Here is a 25873-nt window from a genome sequence, read left to right on the forward strand (position 1 = left end):
AATTTGTTTTTTGAAGGGGTGCGGAATATGTGATAATAAGTATAACATCATGCTATAATTTAAAAAGAAATACATGGGAAGAAAATGTAAAGAAAAAATTGTATGCCTCTCAAAACAACGACGGGGGATTTAAGGAATCTTTCTTAATCCAAAACAGGGATTTATCTTCTACATATTACTTTTTAGAGATATGTAGTTTAATCAATTTTCCCCTTGATAAGGATTTTAAAGAAAATACTATAAAGTGGATATTATCAACAAAAAATGAGGCCGGATATTTTGGCGATAAAAGCCAGTATAGCAGACAGATTCAAAACACATATTTTGCAATTTTAAGCCTGAACAAACTCGGATTTGAATTTAATGAAAATCTAAAACAAGAAATAACTAATCTCTTTATGCAGTTAAAAAAAACAGACAATCTATATTATGAGCGTAGTGCTGATAAAGAACCTTTTTTAAACTACTTTGTTCTGGAGAGCGTTAAAGCCATAAAAAATGAAGAAAAGTTCAGAGACGTCGAAGCCGAGTTTAAAAAATTATGTTTGCAGTCAACCAATATCGATCCCCTGATAAAACTATTTTTTCAACGTTATTTTGATGAACACGTAGAAATAGACGAAAAGATGCGTCAAAAGATTATTAATGAATTAGAACAAAATAAGTCTTCTTTTATTGAAAAACTGTGGTTATTAAGTTTTCTTGAAGATGATAAAATAAATTCCACTATTAAAACAACCCTTTTAAAATATATTAATTTAGACGGTGGGTTTTCTGCTATAGACGAGAATTCATCTTCTGACCGCGAAACATATTATGCTATAAATATATTGAGCAGATTAAATTACAAAATGGCTGGTCCAGAAAAAAACATGTTGGATAATTTTATATTTACTTACATGAATCCTTTGGGAGGCTTCAACAAACCGTTTATAAGCCCATCCTCCCCCCAGGCCACTTACAAAAGCCTGTACATACTGACAAAATTGGGATATGAAGTTAAAAACCCGGATATTGTAGAACAATACTTGAGAAACACTCTAAAGGCATTACTAAACCCGGACTATCAACCCCTGGTGATGCTGAACACATTAAAAGCTCTCCAAATACTGAGTGAAGACAAAAACATAAAATCCATTCTAAAAGAGCCCGACTCAAATTTATATGAAGCATTCATCCATAACACCTATCAGAGCCTTGAAGAACAACTGAACCGGCAGGACTTTGAACAGGTGCTATACGACATATCAAACTACGCCGAAATCCTTGTGATGCTGGGCGAAGAAATCCCGGCCACTTTAAAGCAAAAAATATATACTAACTCCGAAAAAATAATCGGCGAAAACCTGAAGTCAAATACAACAGCTTCCATACTTCCCCTGTACTACTCTGTAAAACTGCTGGACAACATTAACATCATCAGCTCTTACAACCAACAAATTGATTCCCTAGCAAAAAAACTATTGAATCAGGAGATAGATAAAGCGGAAAAAGGAGACCTTTTAATATCTTATTATGCGATGATGACCCAGAAGTATAACCATGTTCCGGAAGAACCATTACTTTGCTCCAATGATTATCTGAATTTCTTTAAATCGGCATCCGGCGGAGTAAGACAGAACAGCAGCCAGGTGCCATCCCTTTCCATGACTGAAAAATACATACAGATGACATCATTCATAAACAGCTACAGAATGAAGACTTCAGACAAGAGCCGTTGAAGGATATGACAGCCGTACCATGAGTTCCTCGATTTCCGGTTATAAATTCAGGCGCATGGAAGATCACGACCTTATCCTGTTGAAACTGTACAACGCTGAACACGGCCAATGGAATAAATATTATATTACAGACGGGAAAACGAAAATACCTGCCAAAACCAAAGTTTCTCATACAGCCGAATATAATGATATAGTTGTTTTTCAAATCCCAAAAGGAGCTGCAAGCACGAGGCTTTATTTCTATTTCTCGGAAAAAGGATATACCGAAGTCCCGAGATTTTGACAAAGTGACAAGGGGACGGGGTACTTGTCACACAGATCCTCCAACATTGATAATCTCCTTCTCCGCCAGAGGGCCGAAATGTGAATTTAGGATTGGATTATTAATCAATGTTAATTTTTTTTAAAGCTATTGCATATATATGCATTAAGGTGTATAATTATAAAAAATTACGGAGGCGAGCCATGCATGAATTTAAAGCCATATATAGAGCCTGAAAGTTCAAGCCTTAAGGGCAAGGATCTTTTGAGTTTATACGACCTTACAAAAGATGAAATAGATGAAATCCTGAAGGTCACGGAAACACTGAAGACCATGCAAAATCTAGGGGCACATTACAAGCCTCTTGAGGGCAAAACCCTGGGGATGATTTTTCAGAAGTCGTCTACAAGGACGCGTGTATCATTCGAGGTTGCCATGTGGCAGCTGGGGGGGTATGCGCTGTTTTTATCAAGCAGTGATATGCAGTTGGGGAGGGGGGAGACCATTCCGGACACGGCGAGGGTTTTGTCGAGGTTCCTGGACGGCATCATGATAAGAGCCTACAGCCACAAGGATGTAGAGCTATTGGCGGAGTATGCTGACATACCCGTCATAAATGGCCTTACCGACTATTCTCATCCATGCCAGGTGCTGGCGGATTTATTTACGATATACGAAAAAAAGAAAATGCTGGCAGGATTGAAGCTGGCATTTATTGGCGATGGCAACAATAACATGGCCAATTCTCTGCTTTTTGGCTGCACCAAAGTGGGAATGGATATCGCCATAGGGGCGCCGAAGGGTTACCAGCCGCAGGATGAAGTCATGAAAAAGGCAGAAGCTATTGCGGAGACCACCGGTTCCAAGATAATTGTAACTGAGGACATCTTCGAGGCGGCAAAGGATGCCGATGTGCTCTACACCGATGTGTGGACCAGCATGGGCCAGGAGAGTGAAAAAAAGATAAGGGAAGAAGCCTTTGCAGGCTATCAGATAAATGAAGATGTTGTTAAAGCGGCGGATAAAAGCGTGATTGTAATGCACTGCCTGCCAGCTCACCGCGGCGAGGAAATAACTCATGACGTTATAGAAGGCCCGCATTCGGTGGTGTTCGACGAGGCAGAAAACCGCCTGCATGTGCAGAAGGCTATTTTGACATTGTTAATGGGTTAAATAATAAAATCTGGGAGGAGAAATGAAATGAAGAAAAAAATTGTGCTGGCTTATTCTGGAGGACTTGACACATCCGTGGCCATCAAATGGCTGCAGGAAAAATACGATAGTGATGTTATCGCCCTCTGTGCGGACGTCGGCGAGGGCAAGGACCTGGAATTTGTCAAATCCAAAGCCGAAAAAATAGGTGCCATAAAGTCATACATGGTGGATGCCCAGGAGGAATTCTTAAAGAAATATGCTTTCCCTGCGTTAAAAGCCAACGCGCTGTACGAAGGGGTTTACCCTTTGAGTTCCGCACTGTCAAGGCCGCTCATATGCAAACTCCTGGTGGATGTCGCCAAAAAGGAGGGCGCTTTTGCGGTGGCCCATGGCTGCACCGGCAAGGGTAATGATCAGGTGAGGTTTGATGTTTCGGTGACGGCCCTGGCCCCGGAATTGGAGATAATAGCTCCGGTACGGGAATGGCCCATGTCCCGGGAAGAGGAGATAGACTATGCAGCAAAGAACGACATTCCAATACCCATCGGAAAAGATAACCCCTTCAGCATCGATCAGAACCTGTGGGGCCGCAGTATCGAGTGCGGGGTGCTGGAGGATCCCTGGGTGGAGCCGCCGGAGGAGGCTTTTGAGTGGACCGTTTCACCAGAAAAGGCGCCGAACACCCCCACGTATATAGAGATTACTTTTGAAAAAGGCATCCCGATAGCTCTGGACGGCAAACAGATGCCCCCAGTAGAACTGGTAAAAACGCTGAATAAAATAGCAGGACAAAACGGCTTTGGCCGGATAGACCATGTGGAGAACCGTTTAGTAGGCATAAAATCCAGGGAAAACTATGAATGCCCGGCTTCACTGCTGCTTATAAAGGCTCACCAGGATCTGGAACACCTGACCCTGACCAAAGACGTACTTCACTTCAAATACTGCATAGAACAGAAATATGCGGAGCTTATTTATGACGGATTGTGGTTTTCTCCCCTTAAAGACGCCCTTGATGCCTTCATAGACAAGACCCAGGAAGTGGTGAACGGTACCGTAAGGGTAAAACTCTTCAAGGGCAACGCTAAAGTGGTAGGGAGAAAGTCGCCCAATTCCCTTTACGACCTTAACCTTGCTACGTACGCCGAAGATGTAGAAGACATGTTTGACCACAATTCCGCCAAAGGCTTTATAACGCTGTGGGGCCTGCCAACCAAGGTAAATGCTATTGTGAATTCGGCGAAAGCTTCGAAGTAGCACGTGTGTCGTGGGAACGGTTCTTTTGACACATTTTTTAAGGCCATCGAAAGAATGAAAAATGAGTCTTTAGTGTAAACACGTATGCCACTTTGTGAAACTCTAAGTTACATGAAAAGGCGTTTTTAAAGTAGAAATTTTAATGTTATTGATCATAAACGGTCTTAAGATCTGGAGGTGAAAACATGAGCAAAAAGCTCTGGGGCGGTCGCTTCGAAAAGGAAACTGACGCCCTTGTGGAAAAATTCACATCATCCATAGATTTTGATAAAAAATTGTATAATCAGGATATTATAGGAAGCATCGCCCATGCCAGGATGCTGGCAAAGTGCGGCATCATTTCCAAGGAAGATGCGGCCCTCATAATAAAGGGCCTGGTGGAAATCAAGATAGAGATAGAAGAGGGCAACTTTGAATTCACCTCAAAGCTGGAAGATATCCATATGCACATCGAGAACCGCCTCTTTCAAAAAATCGGGCCTGTGGCGGGGAGACTCCACACCGCCCGGAGCCGCAACGACCAGGTAGCCCTTGATATGCACCTTTATGTTAAAGAAAAGACGACTCAAGTAATAAGGCTCCTGGAGCAATTTTGCAGCGCTCTGTGGAAATTGGCGGAAAAGCATGTGGATACCGTGATGCCGGGCTATACACACCTCCAGAAAGCTCAGCCGGTAACCCTAGGCTATCATCTTAAAGCATACTACTATATGCTGGAGAGGGATAAAGAGAGGTTTTGCGATGCCCTGAAGCGCACCGATATCATGCCCCTGGGAGCGTGTGCCCTGGCAGGGACCACTCTGCCGACGGATAAGGAATACACCAGAGAGCTACTGGGATTTTCCAGGATTTATGAAAACACCATGGATGCCGTAAGTGACAGGGATTTTGTATTGGAATTTTTATCCTGTGCCAGCATCCTCATGGTTCACCTCTCCAGGATGGCGGAGGAGATAATACTCTGGACTTCTTCTGAATTCGACTTTGCGGAACTTGATGATGCGTTCGCCACCGGCAGCAGCATCATGCCCCAGAAAAAGAACCCGGATGTGCTGGAACTCATCCGCGGCAAATCCGGCAGAGTCTTCGGGAGCCTTATGGCAATGCTCACCGTCATGAAGGGTTTGCCGCTTGCCTACAACCGGGATATGCAGGAAGACAAGGAAATCCTCTTTGACACGGCGGATACCATTTGCGCCTGCCTTGAGATACTGCCGAAGGTTTTGCTTTCCATGAAGTTCAAGAAAGAAAACATGGCAAAATCATTGGAAGAAAGCTTCGCCGACGCAACGTATTATGCCGAATATCTGGTAAAAAAAGGAATGCCTTTCAGAAAAGCTCATGAAGTCGTGGGCAAAATGGTGAATTACTGTATAAAAAAGGATAAAAAATTAAAGGACCTTTCCATCATGGAACTGAAAAATTTTGCACAGGAATTTGAAGCAACTCCAATTTTCGATAAAAAAAGCATGATAAACCTTTAGAAAAAAATGGTCATAAGTGCTTCGCAAGCCGTTTTTCAAATAGATGCTATGAAACGTGAAAGAAAAAAGATAAAACCCGCCAAAAGCGGGTTTTTTTATTTGGTGTGCCCGGCATGGGTAATAGCTCGGCAGTGAAAGTCTGCTATGGGGCTGGCAGCGGCGACCATTAGCCAAACAGCAAGGGTGTCTATCGTGAGATAGAATCTGAAGGAAGCTGTAAGCAAAGCCACGGCCTGAGGAACACGAACCGCATATAAGGCTATACAGTTCGGATGAGTTTGCCAAACAAAACGAAATCCAACACTGCCAAGGGGCTGTGTAGTAAATGCGGCAGGTATACGGGGCGAAGGCTATTGCTCTTACCCGGGGAGGTCTGGCGGAAACGTTAGGGAAACTAACAACCCGGGCCGAGAGACCCGGCTGAACCGTCAGAAGTCAGCAGAGGCCATAATAGTCGGCATAGACGTCATGCCGACGAAGGGCCGAACACGAAGCGAGGGATAAAACTTGGCAAGTTCGAGAAACATACAACGACAGCAGAAAACCCCGCAAGGGGCCTACCCTGGGAAAGAAGCGGTGAAGCCGCAAGGGTCCCAGGGAGGGCCGAGTATGTATCCGGCACAACCCGAGAAGATATCCCCGAAGGACCATGATATCCACCTGATGGAGAAGGTAGTATCAAGAGAGAATATGACAAAAGCACTGCGACGGGTAGAAGAAAACAAAGGAGCGCCAGGCGTAGACAGTATGCCGGTAGAATCCCTCCGGACATACCTACGAGAAAACTGGCCTCACATAAAAGAACAACTTCTTACGGGGACCTACAAGCCTCAACCAGTGCGCAGGGTCGAAATCCCGAAACCCAGTGGAGGAGTGAGACTGTTAGGAATCCCCACCGTCACAGACCGCCTAATCCAGCAGGCTCTGTTGCAAGTACTAACACCCATCTTTGACCCGGAATTCTCAGAATCAAGCTACGGATTCAGGCCCAACCGAAGAGCCCACGACGCAGTAAGGAAAGCACGCCAATACGTAAACCAAGGATATAACTGGGTAGTGGACATGGACCTTGAGAAATTCTTCGACAGAGTAAACCATGACATACTCATGGCCAGAGTAGCTCGCAAGATAAAAGACAAACGCATATTAAAGCTCATACGCAGCTATCTTGCGGCAGGAGTAATGATAAACGGAGTAATCATGATTACCGATGAAGGAACACCTCAAGGCGGGCCCCTAAGTCCACTTCTTGCAAACATAATCCTTGACGACCTAGACAAAGAACTAGAGAAAAGAGGACACAAATTCGTAAGATACGCAGACGATTGCAACATCTACGTCAAAAGCAAAAGAGCCGGGCAACGGGTAATGGAAAGCATAACAGCTTTCCTGAAGAATAAACTAAAACTCAGAGTAAACGAACAAAAGAGCGCAGTGGACAGACCATGGAAGAGGAAATTCCTTGGCTTCAGCATGTATATCGCCAAAGATGGAACAACCAAAATAAGAATCGCACCACAGAGCATAGACAAAGTCAAGAATAAAATCCGAGAAATAACCTCAAGAAGCAACGGACACGGAATAACACAGAGAATAGAAAGACTAAACACATACCTTGGCGGATGGCTGGGGTACTTCGCGCTATCAGAAACACCCAGCAAACTTGAAGAACTCGACGGATGGATAAGAAGAAGACTACGCATGTGCCTGTGGAAACAATGGAAGAAGGTTAAGACAAGATACCGGGAACTGAGGAATCTGAAACTTCCGGAATGGGCGGTCCATAAACTTGCCAACGCCCGAAAGGGATACTGGCGTATGTCGGGGGTATTAAACACAGCCCTCAACAACGCCTATTGGCAGGGTCAAGGACTCATGAGCTTAGCAAAGAGATATCATGAAATTCGCAAAGCTTGGTGAACCGCCGTATACTGAACGGTACGTACGGTGGTGTGAGAGGTCGGGGGCTAATCGCCCCCTCCTACTCGATTACTTTTGCAAATATTTTAAGTGCTATTCCTGAATATTTACACCGGAATATCCATGCAAAAGCTGCACAAGCAGAAATGAAATTTCTACAGACTTAGAAAATTTCATATCAATTCAAAGCTTAAATATAAGAAAATTCTTGACAGAACTGCACTGCTGGATTATAATATCAAGAAGTAGCAAAAAATAATGGAGTCAAGCACTGATGGCAATACCATTGGTGCTTGTTCTAAATTTTTGGGCTCCAAAGGTTGTTGCTTGAATAATTGATTTTACCATCGCATATATTAGGGACATACGATTTTTAAACATATTAAGAGGGGAGAAAATAAATGGCTAAAAAAGAAGTAGTGCTCACACAGGATGGATTGAAAAAACTTGAAGAGGAGCTGGAATATCTAAAATCCGTTAAAAGACGGGAAATAGCGGTGCGTATAAAACAGGCCATAGATTTCGGGGATATCAGCGAGAACTCCGAATATGACGAGGCGAAAAATGAACAGGCTTTTGTGGAAGGCCGCATAGCCGCCCTGGAGGAAAAGCTGCGGAATGCCAAATTGATAGATGATGTGGATATCTCCACCGAAACCGTCAGCATCGGTTCAAGGATTAAGGTCAAAGACCTGGATACAGGCGATGTTTTTGAATATACGATAGTCGGCTCCGCCGAGGCAAACCCCATTGAGTTCAAGATTTCCAACGAATCCCCTGTAGGCAGCGCTCTTCTTGGGAGCAAAAAAGGTTCTATAGTGGAAGTAAATGTTCCCGCCGGCCTTATACGATATGAAATCCTGGATATAATGAAATGATATGATAATTTATCATATTATATCAATAAATACTATATCAATGAATAAACCGGATGGAGGTTTTTTATGGAAAATTTTCAGGAAGATTTAAACGAAATCATGAAATCTCGTCTTCAAAAATTGAAAGAAATTAAAGATATGGGTATAAACCCTTATGGAGAAAAATTCCCCATCACTCATCATTCTCAACAGATAAAAGATAGATTTGAAGAATTTGAAAGCAAAAATGTAGTAATAGCCGGAAGAATAATGGCCATACGCGGCCACGGTAAAGCGGCATTCTTTGATGTGCAGGACCAGACGGGGAGAATCCAGGTCTATATTAAAAAGGATAACGTGGATGAAAAAACCTTTGAATTGTTCGGCAAACTCGATATAGGCGACATCGTAGGCATAGAAGGGAATGTTTTCAGGACTCACAAAGGAGAGATTTCCGTATCTACGGAAAAGCTCACGCTACTGTCGAAATCCCTTAGGCCGCTGCCCGAAAAATGGCACGGTTTAAAGGATGTGGACATAAGATACAGACAGAGGTATCTTGATTTAATAGTCAATCCCGAGGTCAAAAAAACTTTTATCATAAGGAGCAGGATAATAAAAAGTATCAGGGATTACCTGGACAGCCGCGGCTTCATAGAAATGGAGACCCCGATGATGACTCCTCTGGCTGGAGGCGCTGCGGCGCGGCCGTTTATAACCCATCACAATGCACTGGATATAGACTTGTATCTCCGTATCGCCACTGAGCTTTATTTGAAGAGGCTCATAGTGGGCGGCTTTGAAAAAGTATATGAAATAGGCAAGGACTTCAGGAATGAAGGCATTTCCATAAAGCACAATCCCGAATTCACCATGATGGAGCTTTATCAGGCTTATGCCGATTACAACGACATGATGACACTTACTGAAGACCTTATTTCCCATGTCGCTATGGAAGTTCTGGGGACGACAAAAGTGAAATACCAGGGAGAGGAAATCGACCTGACACCGCCATGGACCAGAATGACCATGAGCGATGCAGTAAAAAAATATACCGGTATTGATTTTTGTGAAATCAAAACCGATGAGGAGGCGAGAAAAGCCGCAAAAGATTTACATATAGCGGAAGTAGGGGAACAGGATACAAAGGGAAAGATACTTAATCTCATATTTGAAGAAAAAGTTGAGCAAAATCTGGTGCAGCCCACTTTCATCCTGGACTATCCTATTGAAATATCGCCTCTGGCCAAAAGAAGGGAAGACAACCCAGATTTGACTTACAGATTCGAGGCGTTTATCACACGGCGCGAGATGGCCAACGCTTTTTCGGAGCTGAATGATCCCATAGACCAGAGGGAAAGATTCCTTCAGCAGTTGAGAGAAAGGGAAGCCGGTGATGAAGAAGCCCACGTATTTGATGAGGATTTTGTAAATGCACTCGAATACGGCATGCCTCCTACAGGCGGCCTGGGAATAGGGCTTGATCGCATCGTAATGCTGCTCACTGATTCTTATTCAATCAGAGATGTAATCTTATTCCCCACCATGAGACCAAAAGCATAAGTAGAAAGCATAAATAGATGGTATATCCTGAAGAAATGCGCGGCAATCAACATTATCAGTTGATTTTGTCGCGTTTTTTGAATTAAGGGCCGTTTATTGTAATTTTAAGCATAATCAAGCTTTTGCGAGCATAAAATATGTTGTGGGTAAAATCTGCAGATAGAGGTTTATAAAAAGACATATCCACATTTGAAAACAGAGCTAGGGATATGATAATATACAAAAGCGTCACGGGAGAAGGCGGCGAAGGGAGAAAGCCGCAGGAGCGACGGAACGAAGAGTGCATAGGAAGGGGAAACAACGAAAATAACAAAAGGTGTTGACAAAGCGAAAAAGACATGGTAACATAAATAACTGTGACGCAAGAACGCACCTAGAAAACTAAATCAGTGTTACGCCAGAAAGAAGCAGAAGCCGGAGGTTAGGAGTCAGAAGTCAGAAACGACAAAGACAAAAACCAAAGGCTAAAGCGAAAACACAAAAAAACCCTGTCAGTTCAGAAGCCCAAAAGGCTTCAACGAACAGACAACAAAAAGCCAGAGAAATCAAAGCTCGAAAGAGCAGAGATAAAAATTTCAAACATGAGAGTTTGATCCTGGCTCAGGACGAACGCTGGCGGCGTGCCTAACACATGCAAGTCGAGCGGTTCTCGAAGTTCGGGGTTGGGTATTCGAAGTACGAAGTTCGAAGTAGTGAAGTTCGAATAGAAAGAATAGGCCTTAAGGCAATTCCAACTTAATCGAACCTCAAACAACGGGACACGAACCTCGAATATCGAACCTCGAACTTCGAGGATAGCGGCGGACGGGTGAGTAACACGTAGGCAACCTACCCATCACACGGGGATAGCCTGGGGAAACCCGGGGTAATACCCGATACCTTTGCTCATCGCATGATGAACAAAGAAAGCGACTAAGCGGTGATGGATGGGCCTGCGGCCCATTAGCTAGTTGGCGGGATAACAGCCCACCAAGGCGACGATGGGTAGCCGACCTGAGAGGGTGGCCGGCCACACTGGGACTGCGACACGGCCCAGACTCCTACGGGAGGCAGCAGTGGGGGATATTGCGCAATGGGGGAAACCCTGACGCAGCGACGCCGCGTGAGCGAAGAAGGCCTTCGGGTTGTAAAGCTCAGTCATCGGGGACGAAGAGGACGGTACCCGAGGAGGAAGCCCCGGCTAACTACGTGCCAGCAGCCGCGGTAATACGTAGGGGGCGAGCGTTGTCCGGAATTACTGGGTGTAAAGGGCGTGTAGGCGGTGAAGCAAGTTATCGGTAAAAACCCTGAGCTCAACTTAGGGCTTGCCGATAAAACTGCCTCACTTGAGTGCAGGAGAGGGAAGTGGAATTCCCGGAGTAGCGGTGAAATGCGTAGATACCGGGAGGAACACCAGTGGCGAAGGCGGCTTCCTGGCCTGTAACTGACGCTGAGGCGCGAAAGCTGGGGGAGCGAACGGGATTAGATACCCCGGTAGTCCCAGCCGTAAACGATGGTCACTAGGTGTGGGGTGTGGTCAAGCACTCCGTGCCGGAGCTAACGCAATAAGTGACCCACCTGGGGAGTACGGCCGCAAGGTTGAAACTCAAAGGAATTGACGGGGGCCCGCACAAGCGGTGGAGCATGTGGTTTAATTCGAAGCAACGCGAAGAACCTTACCAGGCCTTGACATGCAGGTAGTAGAGAACCGAAAGGGGATCGACCCAAGGGAAACTGAGGGAGCCTGCACAGGTGGTGCATGGTTGTCGTCAGCTCGTGTCGTGAGATGTTGGGTTAAGTCCCGCAACGAGCGCAACCCCTATACTTAGTTGCCAGCACGGAAGGTGGGCACTCTAAGTAGACTGCCGCAGACAATGCGGAGGAAGGTGGGGATGACGTCAAATCATCATGCCCTTTATGGCCTGGGCCACACACGTGCTACAATGGCCTGAACAACGGGAAGCGAAGGAGCGATCCTGAGCGAACCCCTAAAAACAGGTCCCAGTTCAGATTGCAGGCTGCAACTCGCCTGCATGAAGGCGGAATCGCTAGTAATCGCGGATCAGCATGCCGCGGTGAATACGTTCCCGGGCCTTGTACACACCGCCCGTCACACCACGAAAGTTGGCAACACCCGAAGCCGGCGAAAAGCCGTCGAAGGTGGGGTCAGCGATTGGGGTGAAGTCGTAACAAGGTAGCCGTATCGGAAGGTGCGGCTGGATCACCTCCTTTCTAAGGAGAATTGACCTGGCGTAACACTGATTAGTTAAAACAGAAGTCAGAAGTCAGAGGTCAGAAATGAGATTAAGAAGAAATTTGCCAGAGGCAAATTTCTACTATTCAGACCTCCGATATCTGGCATCTGACATCTGAAACTGCACCTTGAAAACTGCACAGTGAAGGGTAACAAGAAACAATTTCGCGAAGGTCAAGCGAGAAAGGGCACACGGAGGATGCCTAGGCGTAAGAGGGCGACGAAGGACGCAGCGAGCGGCGAAACGCCCCGGGGAGCTGCAAGCAAGCTAAGATCCGGGGGTCTCCGAATGGGGGAACCCACCTCAGGCGAACCTGAGGTATCCCATGCTGAATCCATAGGCATGGGAAGCGACACCGGGGGAACTGAAACATCTCAGTACCCCGAGGAAAAGAAAGAAACATCGATTCCCCAAGTAGCGGCGAGCGAAAAGGGAAGAGCCCAAACCCTATATGTGCAAGGCCGTCACCGTTGCATATAGGGGGTTGAGGAGTGTCGAGCCTGAAGACGGTAAGGCGAGGCGAGGCCGAAGGTAGCAGAACACCGCTGGAAAGCGGGGCCACAGGAGGTGAAAGCCCTGTATGCGAAACCGGAAGGTCCGCCTGACACATCCAGAGTACCACGGGCCACGCCAATCCCGTGGGAAGCAGGGAGGACCATCTCCCAAGGCTAAATACCCACTTACGACCGATAGAGAACAAGTACCGTGAGGGAAAGGTGAAAAGCACCCCGGGAGGGGAGTGAAACAGAACCTGAAACCGTGTGTCTACAAGCGGAGGGAGCGAAAGCGACCTCGTACTTTTTGTAGAACGGACCGGCGAGTTACTGTATCAAGCGAGGTTAAGGAGCAAAACTCCGGAGCCGAAGCGAAAGCGAGTCTGAACAGGGCGCAAAGTTTGATGCAGTAGACCCGAAACCGTGTGATCTACCCATGGCCAGGGTGAAGCGGGACTAACCTTCCGTGGAGGCCCGAACCGTGTTGACGTTGAAAAGTCATGGGATGAGCTGTGGGTAGGGGTGAAATGCCAATCGAACACGGAGATAGCTGGTTCTCCCCGAAATAGCTTTAGGGCTAGCCGAAGCAGGACCTTACCGGAGGTAGAGCACTGAATGGGCTAGGGGCCGAAAAGGTTACCGAACCCTATCAAACTCCGAATGCCGGTAAGAAATAGCTTTGAGTCAGACTGTGGGGGATAAGCTTCACAGTCGAGAGGGAAACAGCCCAGACCGTCAGCTAAGGTCCCCAAGTAAACCTAAGTGGGAAAGGATGTTGTACTACGAAGACAACCAGGATGTTGGCTTAGAAGCAGCCATACATTCAAAGAGTGCGTAATAGCTCACTGGTCGAGCGGTACTGCGCCGAAAATGTAACGGGGCTCAAGGTTTACACCGAAGCTGCGGATTTTTCGAGGTTCGATATTCGAGATTCGAAGTACGAAAGGGAAAATTGCATGATAAAAAGTTACGAAGACCTAGAAATATACAAAAGGTCATACAAACTAGCGCTGAGAATTCATAAAATGACACAACAATTTCCCAAACATGAAATGTATGAGATAGGAAGTCAAATGAGGAGAGCAGCCATATCAGTGCCACTAAACATAGCAGAAGGATATGGCAGAAAAACACACATAAAAGACTTTAAAAACTTCCTAATAAACGCCTTAGGATCATGCAACGAAGTACAAGTACTGATAGAAATGGTAAAAGACCTAGGATACGACATAAAAGAATACAACGAACTAAAAGAAGAATATGATCATCTAGGCAGACAAATAAACAAACTCATACAAACATGGAAATAAATCGAACTTCGAACATCGAATATCGAACCTCGAGAAGTGGTAGGGGAGCGTTCCTACCGGGCAGAAGTCTTACTGAAAAGTAAGGTGGACTGGTAGGAAGAGAGAATGTCGGTATAAGTAGCGAGAGGCAGGTGAGAATCCTGCCCGCCGAAAGCCTAAGGATTCCTGAGGAAGGTTCGTCCGCTCAGGGTAAGCCGGGGCCTAAGCCGAGGCATGGCATGCGTAGGCGATGGACAACTGGTGGACATTCCAGTGCCACCCGAGACCGCATGAAGCGAAGGGGTGACGCAGGAGGGTAAGCTGAGCGCACGGTTGGTAGAGTGCGTCCAAACTCAAAGGCGAGCCGGGCAGGCAAAACCGTCCGGTGATGCTGAAGAGTGACGGGGAGGGAAACAAAGTACCGAAGCAGCCGAACCCAAACTGCCAAGAAAAGCCTCTAGCGAGGTCAAGGGTGCCCGTACTGCAAACCGACACAGGTAGGTGAGGAGAGAATCCTAAGGCGAACGGGAGAACCCTCGTTAAGGAACTCGGCAAACTGACCCCGTAACTTCGGGAGAAGGGGTGCCCCTGACCGGAGGTCAGATGTGAGAGGTCAGAAATGAGAAAAGAGTAGAGGAAAAAAAGATAGCTGGTAAAGTAGAAACAAATCTGACTTCTGACATCTGGCCTCCGAGTTAGGGGTCGCAGCAAAGAGGCCCAAGCGACTGTTTAGCAAAAACACAGGTCTCTGCTAAGGAGGAATCCGACGTATAGGGGCTGACGCCTGCCCGGTGCTGGAAGGTTAAGGGGAAAGGTTAGCGCAAGCGAAGCTTTGAACCGAAGCCCCAGTGAACGGCGGCCGTAACTATAACGGTCCTAAGGTAGCGAAATTCCTTGTCGGGTAAGTTCCGACCCGCACGAATGGCGTAACGACTTGGGCGCTGTCTTGACGAGGGGCCCGGCGAAATTGTAATATGAGTGAAGATACTCATTACCCGCGACTGGACGGAAAGACCCCATGGAGCTTTACTGCAACCTGACATTGGATTTCGGCATCGAATGTACAGGATAGGTGGGAGGCAGAGAACCTGGCTCGTCAGGGTCAGGGGAGCCGACGTTGGGATACCACTCTTTCGGTACTGAGGTTCTAACCCCAAGGCCGTAAGCCGGCAGGGGGACATAGTCAGGTGGGCAGTTTGACTGGGGCGGTCGCCTCCTAAAGAGTAACGGAGGCGTCCAAAGGTTACCTCAGCGCGGTTAGGAATCGCGCATTGAGTGCAAAGGCATAAGGTAGCCTGACTGCGAGACGGACAGGTCGAGCAGAGTCGAAAGACGGGCTTAGTGATCCGGCGGCACTGGATGGAAGGGCCGTCGCTCAACGGATAAAAGCTACCCTGGGGATAACAGGCTGATCTCCCCCAAGAGTCCACATCGACGGGGAGGTTTGGCACCTCGATGTCGGCTCGTCGCATCCTGGAGCTGAAGTAGGTTCCAAGGGTTGGGCTGTTCGCCCATTAAAGCGGCACGCGAGCTGGGTTCAGAACGTCGTGAGACAGTTCGGTCCCTATCCGTCGTGGGCGTAGGATACTTGAAGGGAGCTGCCCCTAGTACGAGAGGACCGGGGTGGACGGACCGATGGTGTATCAGTTGTCGTGCCAACGGCACAGCTGAGTAGCCAAGTCCGGCAGGGATAAGCGCTGAAAGCATCTAAGTGCGAAGCCCCCCCTAAGATAAGGTATCCCATCCCAAAAAGGGAGTAAGACACCGGAAGGACTATCCGGTAGATAGGTCAGAGGTGTAAGGGCTGTGAGGCCTTGAGCCGACTGATACTAATAGGTCGAGGGCTTGACCAATACTCGAAGTTCGAAATACGAAGTACGAATAGAAGGATTTGCCTCTGGCAAATCCAACTAAACCGAACCTCGAATATCGAACCTCGAACATCGAAAAACCTTTCACTGTGCAATTTTGAAGGTGCAGTTCTCGAAGTTCGAAATACGAAGTACGAATAGAAGGATTTGCCTCTGGCAAATCCAACTAAACCGAACCTCGAATATCGAACCTCGAACATCGAAAAACCTTTCACTGTGCAATTTTGAAGGTGCAGTTCTCGAAGTTCGAAATACGAAGTACGAATAGAAGGATTTGCCTCTGGCAAATCCAACTAAATCGAACATCGAATATCGAACCTCGAACATCGAAAAAATTTCCCGGTGGCCATAGCGGAGGGGAAACACCGGTTCCCATGCCGAACACACAGGTTAAGCCCTCCAGCGCCGATGGTACTTGGGGTCATCCCCCGGAAGAGTAGGTCGCTGCCGGGATTAAAGTTTAAGAATCTACTTTAAATACAAAGTAGATTCTTTTATTATGTACACATTTATTTGGATCACAGCGAAATAAGTAGAAAACATTATAAATTGGAGAATAATATGTCTTCGATGCTGCCACTGGTTTAATCCAACTCTTATGGCTTGCTTTTCAAAAGATGCAGCAGGAATGTGAGCCAGGTTGTGATACATATTGCAATATTTGTTGTAGTATTTAATGCAATATATAATGTTGTATTTTAAGAGATATTAGAGTATAATATAAATCAGCAACGGAGGTGTTAAAGATGCCGAATATCAAACCGGTTTCAGATTTGAGAAACTATAGCGATGTTTTGCGTTCCTGCCATGTTGGGGAGCCGGTATTTTTAACGAAAAACGGCAGGGGAAGATATGTCATTTTAGATATGCAGGAGTACGAAAGACAGCAGGCAATAATAAAACTTTTGACAAAACTCTCCGAAGCAGAAAATACAATTAAAGCAGAAGAGGAATGGAAATCCCTTAATGACCTCAAGAGAGCTCTGGAGGTCTAAAGATGAAATTCAGAATCAGAATCAACCCCATGGCAATAGCAGATGTGCAGGAAATAAAAGCATACATTGCCGAAGACAATCCTGAGGCAGCCAGAAAGATGGGAAATGATATTTATTCAAAAATAGAAAAGCTTGCGGATTTTCCTGAAATGGGAGCATCTTTAAGTGCCAAGATAAATATTAAAACGGATTATCGGTATCTTGTATGCGGTATGTATCTGATATTTTATAAAGTTGAGGGAGAATTTGTCTCGATCTATCGAATTTTGAATGGCGCACGGGATTATATGTCCATTCTATTTGAAAAAGATCTACAAAAAAACTGAAACAAAATTACTGAACACCGTCACATTTTTATGATATGTTATATAAAATGAAAAAAATCTAGAGAATTGGAGACATTAACAATGATATTTGACGATAGGCAGCGATAGCGGAATATAGTCATATTTGAAAACGAGGGCAAAGCTGTGATAATATACAAAAGCGTCACGGGAGAAGGCGGCGAAGGGAGAAAGCCGCAGGAGCGACGGAACGAAGAGTGCATAGGAAGGGGAAACAACGAAAATAACAAAAGGTGTTGACAAAGCGAAAAAGACATGGTAACATAAATAACTGTGACGCAAGAACGCACCTAGAAAACTAAATCAGTGTTACGCCAGAAAGAAGCAGAAGCCGGAGGTTAGGAGTCAGAAGTCAGAAACGACAAAGACAAAAACCAAAGGCTAAAGCGAAAACACAAAAAAACCCTGTCAGTTCAGAAGCCCAAAAGGCTTCAACGAACAGACAACAAAAAGCCAGAGAAATCAAAGCTCGAAAGAGCAGAGATAAAAATTTCAAACATGAGAGTTTGATCCTGGCTCAGGACGAACGCTGGCGGCGTGCCTAACACATGCAAGTCGAGCGGTTCTCGAAGTTCGGGGTTGGGTATTCGAAGTACGAAGTTCGAAGTAGTGAAGTTCGAATAGAAAGAATAGGCCTTAAGGCAATTCCAACTTAATCGAACCTCAAACAACGGGACACGAACCTCGAATATCGAACCTCGAACTTCGAGGATAGCGGCGGACGGGTGAGTAACACGTAGGCAACCTACCCATCACACGGGGATAGCCTGGGGAAACCCGGGGTAATACCCGATACCTTTGCTCATCGCATGATGAACAAAGAAAGCGACTAAGCGGTGATGGATGGGCCTGCGGCCCATTAGCTAGTTGGCGGGATAACAGCCCACCAAGGCGACGATGGGTAGCCGACCTGAGAGGGTGGCCGGCCACACTGGGACTGCGACACGGCCCAGACTCCTACGGGAGGCAGCAGTGGGGGATATTGCGCAATGGGGGAAACCCTGACGCAGCGACGCCGCGTGAGCGAAGAAGGCCTTCGGGTTGTAAAGCTCAGTCATCGGGGACGAAGAGGACGGTACCCGAGGAGGAAGCCCCGGCTAACTACGTGCCAGCAGCCGCGGTAATACGTAGGGGGCGAGCGTTGTCCGGAATTACTGGGTGTAAAGGGCGTGTAGGCGGGTATGCAAGTTATCGGTAAAAACCCGGGGCTCAACCCCGGGCTTGCCGATAAAACTGCATATCTTGAGTGCAGGAGAGGGAAGTGGAATTCCCGGAGTAGCGGTGAAATGCGTAGATACCGGGAGGAACACCAGTGGCGAAGGCGGCTTCCTGGCCTGTAACTGACGCTGAGGCGCGAAAGCTGGGGGAGCGAACGGGATTAGATACCCCGGTAGTCCCAGCCGTAAACGATGGTCACTAGGTGTGGGGTGTGGTCAAGCACTCCGTGCCGGAGCTAACGCAATAAGTGACCCACCTGGGGAGTACGGCCGCAAGGTTGAAACTCAAAGGAATTGACGGGGGCCCGCACAAGCGGTGGAGCATGTGGTTTAATTCGAAGCAACGCGAAGAACCTTACCAGGCCTTGACATGCAGGTAGTAGAGAACCGAAAGGGGATCGACCCGAGGGAAACTGAGGGAGCCTGCACAGGTGGTGCATGGTTGTCGTCAGCTCGTGTCGTGAGATGTTGGGTTAAGTCCCGCAACGAGCGCAACCCCTATACTTAGTTGCCAGCACGAAAGGTGGGCACTCTAAGTAGACTGCCGCAGACAATGCGGAGGAAGGTGGGGATGACGTCAAATCATCATGCCCTTTATGGCCTGGGCCACACACGTGCTACAATGGCCTGAACAACGGGAAGCGAAGGAGCGATCCTGAGCGAACCCCTGAAAACAGGTCCCAGTTCAGATTGCAGGCTGCAACTCGCCTGCATGAAGGCGGAATCGCTAGTAATCGCGGATCAGCATGCCGCGGTGAATACGTTCCCGGGCCTTGTACACACCGCCCGTCACACCACGAAAGTTGGCAACACCCGAAGCCGGGAGAACCGTCTAAGGTGGGGTCAGCGATTGGGGTGAAGTCGTAACAAGGTAGCCGTATCGGAAGGTGCGGCTGGATCACCTCCTTTCTAAGGAGAAATTGACCTGGCGTAACACTGTTTAGTTTTGAGAGACCACTATAAAATTATAAAATTAAATGGGGGTGTAGCTCAGTTGGGAGAGCACCTGCTTTGCACGCAGGGGGTCAGGAGTTCGAATCTCCTCATCTCCACCATGGAACATGGGCTTATAGCTCAGCAGGTGAGAGCGCACGCCTGATAAGCGTGAGGTCGGTGGTTCGAGTCCACCTAAGCCCACCATTAATTGCACCTTGAAAACTGCACAGTGAAAAGGGTAATAAAAAAACAATTTCGCGAAGGTCAAGCGAGAAAGGGCACACGGAGGATGCCTAGGCGTAAGAGGGCGACGAAGGACGCAGCGAGCGGCGAAACGCCCCGGGGAGCTGCAAGCAAGCACTGATCCGGGGATCTCCGAATGGGGGAACCCACCTCAGGCGAACCTGAGGTATCCCATGCTGAATCCATAGGCATGGGAAGCGAGACCGGGGGAACTGAAACATCTAAGTACCCCGAGGAAAAGAAAGAAACATCGATTCCCCAAGTAGCGGCGAGCGAAAAGGGAAGAGCCCAAACCCTATATGTGCAAGGCCGTCACCGTTGCATATAGGGGGTTGAGGAGTGTCGAGCCTGAAGACGGTAAGGCGAGGCGAGGCAGAAGGTAGCAGAACACCGCTGGAAAGCGGGGCCACAGGAGGTGAAAGCCCTGTATGCGAAACCGGAAAGCCCGCCTGACACATCCAGAGTACCACGGGCCACGCCAATCCCGTGGGAAGCAGGGAGGACCATCTCCCAAGGCTAAATACCCACTTACGACCGATAGAGAACAAGTACCGTGAGGGAAAGGTGAAAAGCACCCCGGGAGGGGAGTGAAAAAGAACCTGAAACCGTGTGTCTACAAGCGGAGGGAGCGCAAGCGACCTCGTACTTTTTGTAGAACGGACCGGCGAGTTACTGTATCAAGCGAGGTTAAGGAGTAAAGCTCCGGAGCCGAAGCGAAAGCGAGTCTGAAGAGGGCGACAAGTTTGATGCAGTAGACCCGAAACCGTGTGATCTACCCATGGCCAGGGTGAAGCGGGACTAACCTTCCGTGGAGGCCCGAACCGTGTTGACGTTGAAAAGTCATGGGATGAGCTGTGGGTAGGGGTGAAATGCCAATCGAACACGGAGATAGCTGGTTCTCCCCGAAATAGCTTTAGGGCTAGCCGAAGCAGGACCTTACCGGAGGTAGAGCACTGAATGGGCTAGGGGCCGAAAAGGTTACCGAACCCTATCAAACTCCGAATGCCGGTAAGAAATAGCTTTGAGTCAGACTATGGGGGATAAGCTTCATAGTCGAGAGGGAAACAGCCCAGACCGTCAGCTAAGGTCCCCAAGTAAACCTAAGTGGGAAAGGATGTTGTACTACGAAGACAACCAGGATGTTGGCTTAGAAGCAGCCATACATTCAAAGAGTGCGTAATAGCTCACTGGTCGAGCGGTACTGCGCCGAAAATGTAACGGGGCTCAAGGTTTACACCGAAGCTGCGGATTTTTCGAGGTTCGATATTCGAGATTCGAAGTACGAAAGGGAAAATTGCATGATAAAAAGTTACGAAGACCTAGAAATATACAAAAGGTCATACAAACTAGCGCTGAGAATTCATAAAATGACACAACAATTTCCCAAACATGAAATGTATGAGATAGGAAGTCAAATGAGGAGAGCAGCCATATCAGTGCCACTAAACATAGCAGAAGGATATGGCAGAAAAACACACATAAAAGACTTTAAAAACTTCCTAATAAACGCCTTAGGATCATGCAACGAAGTACAAGTACTGATAGAAATGGTAAAAGACCTAGGATACGACATAAAAGAATACAACGAACTAAAAGAAGAATATGATCATCTAGGCAGACAAATAAACAAACTCATACAAACATGGAAATAAATCGAACTTCGAACATCGAATATCGAACCTCGAGAAGTGGTAGGGGAGCGTTCCTACCGGGCAGAAGTCTTACTGAAAAGTAAGGTGGACTGGTAGGAAGAGAGAATGTCGGTATAAGTAGCGAGAGGCAGGTGAGAATCCTGCCCGCCGAAAGCCTAAGGATTCCTGAGGAAGGTTCGTCCGCTCAGGGTAAGCCGGGGCCTAAGCCGAGGCATGGCATGCGTAGGCGATGGACAACTGGTGGACATTCCAGTGCCACCCGAGACCGCATGAAGCGAAGGGGTGACGCAGGAGGGTAAGCTGAGCGCACGGTTGGTAGAGTGCGTCCAAACTCAAAGGCGAGCCGGGCAGGCAAAACCGTCCGGTGATGCTGAAGAGTGACGGGGAGGGAAACAAAGTACCGAAGCAGCCGAACCCAAACTGCCAAGAAAAGCCTCTAGCGAGGTCAAGGGTGCCCGTACTGCAAACCGACACAGGTAGGTGAGGAGAGAATCCTAAGGCGAACGGGAGAACCCTCGTTAAGGAACTCGGCAAACTGACCCCGTAACTTCGGGAGAAGGGGTGCCCCTGACCGGAGGTCAGATGTGAGAGGTCAGAAATGAGAAAAGAGTAGAGGAAAAAAGATAGCTGGTAAAGTAGAAACAAATCTGACTTCTGACATCTGGCCTCCGAGTTAGGGGTCGCAGCAAAGAGGCCCAAGCGACTGTTTAGCAAAAACACAGGTCTCTGCTAAGGAGGAATCCGACGTATAGGGGCTGACGCCTGCCCGGTGCTGGAAGGTTAAGGGGAAAGGTTAGCGCAAGCGAAGCTTTGAACCGAAGCCCCAGTGAACGGCGGCCGTAACTATAACGGTCCTAAGGTAGCGAAATTCCTTGTCGGGTAAGTTCCGACCCGCACGAATGGCGTAACGACTTGGGCGCTGTCTTGACGAGGGGCCCGGCGAAATTGTAATATGAGTGAAGATACTCATTACCCGCGACTGGACGGAAAGACCCCATGGAGCTTTACTGCAACCTGACATTGGATTTCGGCATCGAATGTACAGGATAGGTGGGAGGCAGAGAACCTGGCTCGTCAGGGTCAGGGGAGCCGACGTTGGGATACCACTCTTTCGGTACTGAGGTTCTAACCCCAAGGCCGTAAGCCGGCAGGGGGACATAGTCAGGTGGGCAGTTTGACTGGGGCGGTCGCCTCCTAAAGAGTAACGGAGGCGTCCAAAGGTTACCTCAGCGCGGTTAGGAATCGCGCATTGAGTGCAAAGGCATAAGGTAGCCTGACTGCGAGACGGACAGGTCGAGCAGAGTCGAAAGACGGGCTTAGTGATCCGGCGGCACTGGATGGAAGGGCCGTCGCTCAACGGATAAAAGCTACCCTGGGGATAACAGGCTGATCTCCCCCAAGAGTCCACATCGACGGGGAGGTTTGGCACCTCGATGTCGGCTCGTCGCATCCTGGAGCTGAAGTAGGTTCCAAGGGTTGGGCTGTTCGCCCATTAAAGCGGCACGCGAGCTGGGTTCAGAACGTCGTGAGACAGTTCGGTCCCTATCCGTCGTGGGCGTAGGATACTTGAAGGGAGCTGCCCCTAGTACGAGAGGACCGGGGTGGACGGACCGATGGTGTATCAGTTGTCGTGCCAACGGCACAGCTGAGTAGCCAAGTCCGGCAGGGATAAGCGCTGAAAGCATCTAAGTGCGAAGCCCCCCCTAAGATAAGGTATCCCATCCCAAAAAGGGAGTAAGACACCGGAAGGACTATCCGGTAGATAGGTCAGAGGTGTAAGGGCTGTGAGGCCTTGAGCCGACTGATACTAATAGGTCGAGGGCTTGACCAATACTCGAAGTTCGAAATACGAAGTACGAATAGAAGGATTTGCCTCTGGCAAATCCAACTAAACCGAACCTCGAATATCGAACCTCGAACATCGAAAAACCTTTCACTGTGCAATTTTGAAGGTGCAGTTCTCGAAGTTCGAAATACGAAGTACGAATAGAAGGATTTGCCTCTGGCAAATCCAACTAAACCGAACCTCGAATATCGAACCTCGAACATCGAAAAACCTTTCACTGTGCAATTTTGAAGGTGCAGTTCTCGAAGTTCGAAATACGAAGTACGAATAGAAGGATTTGCCTCTGGCAAATCCAACTAAATCGAACATCGAATATCGAACCTCGAACATCGAAAAAATTTCCCGGTGGCCATAGCGGAGGGGAAACACCGGTTCCCATGCCGAACACACAGGTTAAGCCCTCCAGCGCCGATGGTACTTGGGGTCATCCCCCGGAAGAGTAGGTCGCTGCCGGGAAAAAATATAGATTATTTATACAAATGTGTTCCTCGATAGCTCAGCGGTAGAGCATCCGGCTGTTAACCGGAGGGTCGTAGGTTCGAATCCTACTCGGGGAGCCATTTTTATTTTACAAATGATTCTAACTAGATCAGATGTAAGATTAAGATGTAATATAAAAGAGGAATTTTGCAAGATGTGTCGAAATATTAAAATTAGGATTTAAAAATCCATAGAAAAAAGGAGGCAGAAAGTATGCTGACTAGGATATGTGCCGGGGGAGTGGTTTTTTGCGATGATAAAGTACTTATCCTTAGAAATGAAAAAGGAGAATGGGTTCTACCAAAAGGAATCATTCGCCCCGGCAAGCTGGCTCAGGAAGTGGCAATAGATAGAGTAAAAATCGAAGCGGGTGTCAATGCAAAAATAATTTCCCCTGTGGGTGAAACATGCTATGAATTTTATTCTATCACCCGACAAAAGCCTGTATGCAATCAGATAACCTGGTTTTTAATGGAGACATCGGATGATAAATGCACTCCCAATATTGAACTCGGTTTTACCGAAGGAGGATTTTATAAAATCGAAGAGGCCCTGCAAAAGGTAACTTACAGCCAGGACAAATCACTGGTCAGGCTCTCTTATAAAAAATATAATGAATTCAAGGAAAAAGACGAAGTCTTTGTTTAGTGGTGTACACAAACAGGACTTTTTTTGTTACGAAAAAAGGCAGCTAATGCTGCCTTTTGAATTTTTAACGTTTCGCCTTTAATGTATGTCCTTTAACGGTTTTTTTAAATTCGTTACTGCAGATACCATCAAGTTCCCGAGCTTTTAAAGCCACATCGTTTTTGCCTATGACGCCTTTTTCAATTAATACTTCAATTAGACTTGCCAGTGCCAATGTATTCCTATAGTCTACTATTTTCATGTCAGAAATCTCTGCAAAGATATTTATATCCCCCATAGCTCTTCCCCCTTGAGAAGGTTACATTCATATGATAACCAAAACATATATTATTATACAAAAAAGAGGGGGAAAATACAAAAAAAGTTACAAATTTTATTGTCTAAATTTATCCTGATCGTATTTGTCTTCCGATCTCGATAGCCCTGTATAGTTCGTCTCTCTCGGGGGGCTTCAAGGGGAAGCTCGTCCCACCTGAAAAAATGATTTTACTTTGATCGGCAGTAATTTTACCAACTAAAGTGGCAGTGATGCCATTTTCTTCCAGGGCCTTGATTACCTTTTCACCGTTGGGGGTGCATATGAGCATGGAACCGCTGGAGATGAGACCGAGAGGATCAATGCCGAAAAAATCACATATGGCGACGGTTTCCGGAAGAATCGGGAGTTTATCAAGATAAATCTCCACTCCTGTGCCGGAAGCTTCAGCCACTTCGTAACACGCTTCCAGCAGACCGCCCTCGGTTATGTCATGCATGGCCGTTATGCCAACCCTGGCGGCGGTAAGGCCGTCCTGTATGACGCTGATTTTATCAATAAAGCTCTGCGCTTTTTGCAATTTTTCCGGAGATATCCTGGTTTTCAAGACATCTTCAAAGTCCGATGCCAGAATTGCGGTCCCTTCAAGAGCCAGAGCCTTTGTCACTATGACATCATCTCCGGGTTTTGCGCCGGAAGATGTGACATATTCATGCTTTCTTGCAATCCCTATTGCTGTGGAAGAAATAACCGGTTTTATGACTGCTGGGGTAACTTCGCTGTGGCCTCCCAGCACTTCGATGCCGATCTTTTCGGCAGCACTGTGGATGCTTTCCATCAGTACTTTTAAAGTATCGTCGCCCGTATCCGGAGGCAAAAGTAGAGTCACGAGGATTCCGATGGGTTCGGCGCCGCAGGCTGCAATATCGTTACAGCAGACAAACACGGAAAGATAACCGCTGTTTTTGTCCGCACCGGTTATGGGGTCTGAGGATACTACCGCCACATGATCTCCGAAATCTATAATGCTGCAGTCCTCTCCAAAATTCGAGTGGACCAAGACTTCTTTCCTGCTTTTGCCCAAAAAGGGATACACGGCTTTTTTCAGTATCTCGGGCGGAACCTTGCCGATCTTCAAATATATTCCCC

Annotated in this window: 12 protein-coding genes, 3 tRNA genes and 6 rRNA genes; 19 read left to right on the forward strand and 2 right to left on the reverse strand. The window is 47.3% G+C overall.

Annotated features, from left to right (window positions below):
• Positions 1-29 precede the first annotated feature (29 nt).
• The 19 genes from AC6I1H_RS11225 to AC6I1H_RS11315 all read left to right on the forward strand — a co-directional run bounded on the left by AC6I1H_RS11225 (position 30) and on the right by AC6I1H_RS11315 (position 24468).
• On the forward strand, positions 30-1721 hold the full coding sequence (locus tag AC6I1H_RS11225) for a prenyltransferase/squalene oxidase repeat-containing protein (RefSeq protein ID WP_497737677.1): 1692 nt from the start codon (positions 30-32) through the stop codon (positions 1719-1721).
• Between the two features lie 469 nt (positions 1722-2190).
• A complete protein-coding gene (argF, locus tag AC6I1H_RS11230) occupies positions 2191-3156 on the forward strand; it encodes an ornithine carbamoyltransferase (RefSeq protein WP_497737678.1) in 966 nt (321 codons plus the stop codon).
• A 27-nt stretch (positions 3157-3183) separates the two neighbouring features.
• Positions 3184-4395, forward strand: coding sequence for an argininosuccinate synthase (locus AC6I1H_RS11235; RefSeq protein WP_497737679.1), 1212 nt, complete (start codon positions 3184-3186; stop codon positions 4393-4395).
• 185 nt (positions 4396-4580) lie between these two features.
• Positions 4581-5879, forward strand: a complete 1299-nt coding sequence (argH, locus tag AC6I1H_RS11240; RefSeq protein WP_497737680.1) for an argininosuccinate lyase — start codon at positions 4581-4583, stop codon at positions 5877-5879.
• Between the two features lie 663 nt (positions 5880-6542).
• Positions 6543-7799, forward strand: a complete 1257-nt coding sequence (gene ltrA, locus AC6I1H_RS11245; RefSeq protein WP_497740708.1) for a group II intron reverse transcriptase/maturase — start codon at positions 6543-6545, stop codon at positions 7797-7799.
• A gap of 401 nt (positions 7800-8200) precedes the next feature.
• On the forward strand, positions 8201-8677 hold the full coding sequence (gene greA / locus AC6I1H_RS11250) for a transcription elongation factor GreA (RefSeq protein ID WP_497737681.1): 477 nt from the start codon (positions 8201-8203) through the stop codon (positions 8675-8677).
• A 66-nt stretch (positions 8678-8743) separates the two neighbouring features.
• Positions 8744-10219 (forward strand): lysine--tRNA ligase, encoded by a 1476-nt coding sequence (gene lysS / locus AC6I1H_RS11255; RefSeq protein WP_497737682.1) that lies wholly within the window; start codon positions 8744-8746, stop codon positions 10217-10219.
• 577 nt (positions 10220-10796) lie between these two features.
• Positions 10797-12430 (forward strand): 16S ribosomal RNA (locus AC6I1H_RS11260).
• A gap of 194 nt (positions 12431-12624) precedes the next feature.
• Positions 12625-16089, forward strand: a 23S ribosomal RNA gene (locus AC6I1H_RS11265).
• Between the two features lie 356 nt (positions 16090-16445).
• Positions 16446-16560 (forward strand): 5S ribosomal RNA (gene rrf, locus AC6I1H_RS11270).
• A 293-nt stretch (positions 16561-16853) separates the two neighbouring features.
• Complete coding sequence (locus AC6I1H_RS11275; RefSeq protein ID WP_497737683.1) at positions 16854-17102, forward strand: type II toxin-antitoxin system prevent-host-death family antitoxin; 249 nt, start codon at positions 16854-16856, stop codon at positions 17100-17102.
• A gap of 2 nt (positions 17103-17104) precedes the next feature.
• Positions 17105-17428 carry a type II toxin-antitoxin system RelE/ParE family toxin gene (locus tag AC6I1H_RS11280; protein ID WP_497737684.1) on the forward strand — a complete coding sequence of 108 codons (324 nt, stop codon included), beginning with the start codon at positions 17105-17107 and terminating at the stop codon, positions 17426-17428.
• Positions 17429-17940: 512 nt separating this feature from the next.
• Positions 17941-19572, forward strand: a 16S ribosomal RNA gene (locus AC6I1H_RS11285).
• 70 nt (positions 19573-19642) lie between these two features.
• Positions 19643-19718 (forward strand) — tRNA-Ala (locus AC6I1H_RS11290).
• Positions 19719-19726: 8 nt separating this feature from the next.
• Positions 19727-19803 (forward strand) — tRNA-Ile (locus tag AC6I1H_RS11295).
• 58 nt (positions 19804-19861) lie between these two features.
• A 23S ribosomal RNA gene (locus AC6I1H_RS11300) occupies positions 19862-23325 on the forward strand.
• Between the two features lie 356 nt (positions 23326-23681).
• A 5S ribosomal RNA gene (gene rrf / locus AC6I1H_RS11305) occupies positions 23682-23796 on the forward strand.
• The 16S, 23S and 5S rRNA genes sit together here with 3 tRNA genes alongside, the layout of an rRNA operon.
• 29 nt (positions 23797-23825) lie before the next feature.
• Positions 23826-23900 (forward strand) — tRNA-Asn (locus AC6I1H_RS11310).
• A gap of 133 nt (positions 23901-24033) precedes the next feature.
• Complete coding sequence (locus AC6I1H_RS11315) at positions 24034-24468, forward strand: NUDIX hydrolase (RefSeq protein WP_497737685.1); 435 nt, start codon at positions 24034-24036, stop codon at positions 24466-24468.
• 64 nt (positions 24469-24532) lie between these two features.
• Here AC6I1H_RS11315 and AC6I1H_RS11320 read toward each other — a convergent pair whose 3' ends face one another.
• Positions 24533-24745, reverse strand: a complete 213-nt coding sequence (locus AC6I1H_RS11320) for a hypothetical protein (RefSeq protein WP_497737686.1) — start codon at positions 24743-24745, stop codon at positions 24533-24535.
• A gap of 109 nt (positions 24746-24854) precedes the next feature.
• Complete coding sequence (locus tag AC6I1H_RS11325; RefSeq protein ID WP_497737687.1) at positions 24855-25862, reverse strand: AIR synthase family protein; 1008 nt, start codon at positions 25860-25862, stop codon at positions 24855-24857.
• Between the last annotated feature and the right edge of the window lie 11 nt (positions 25863-25873).

This window comes from Biomaibacter sp. TOL, assembly GCF_059717795.1.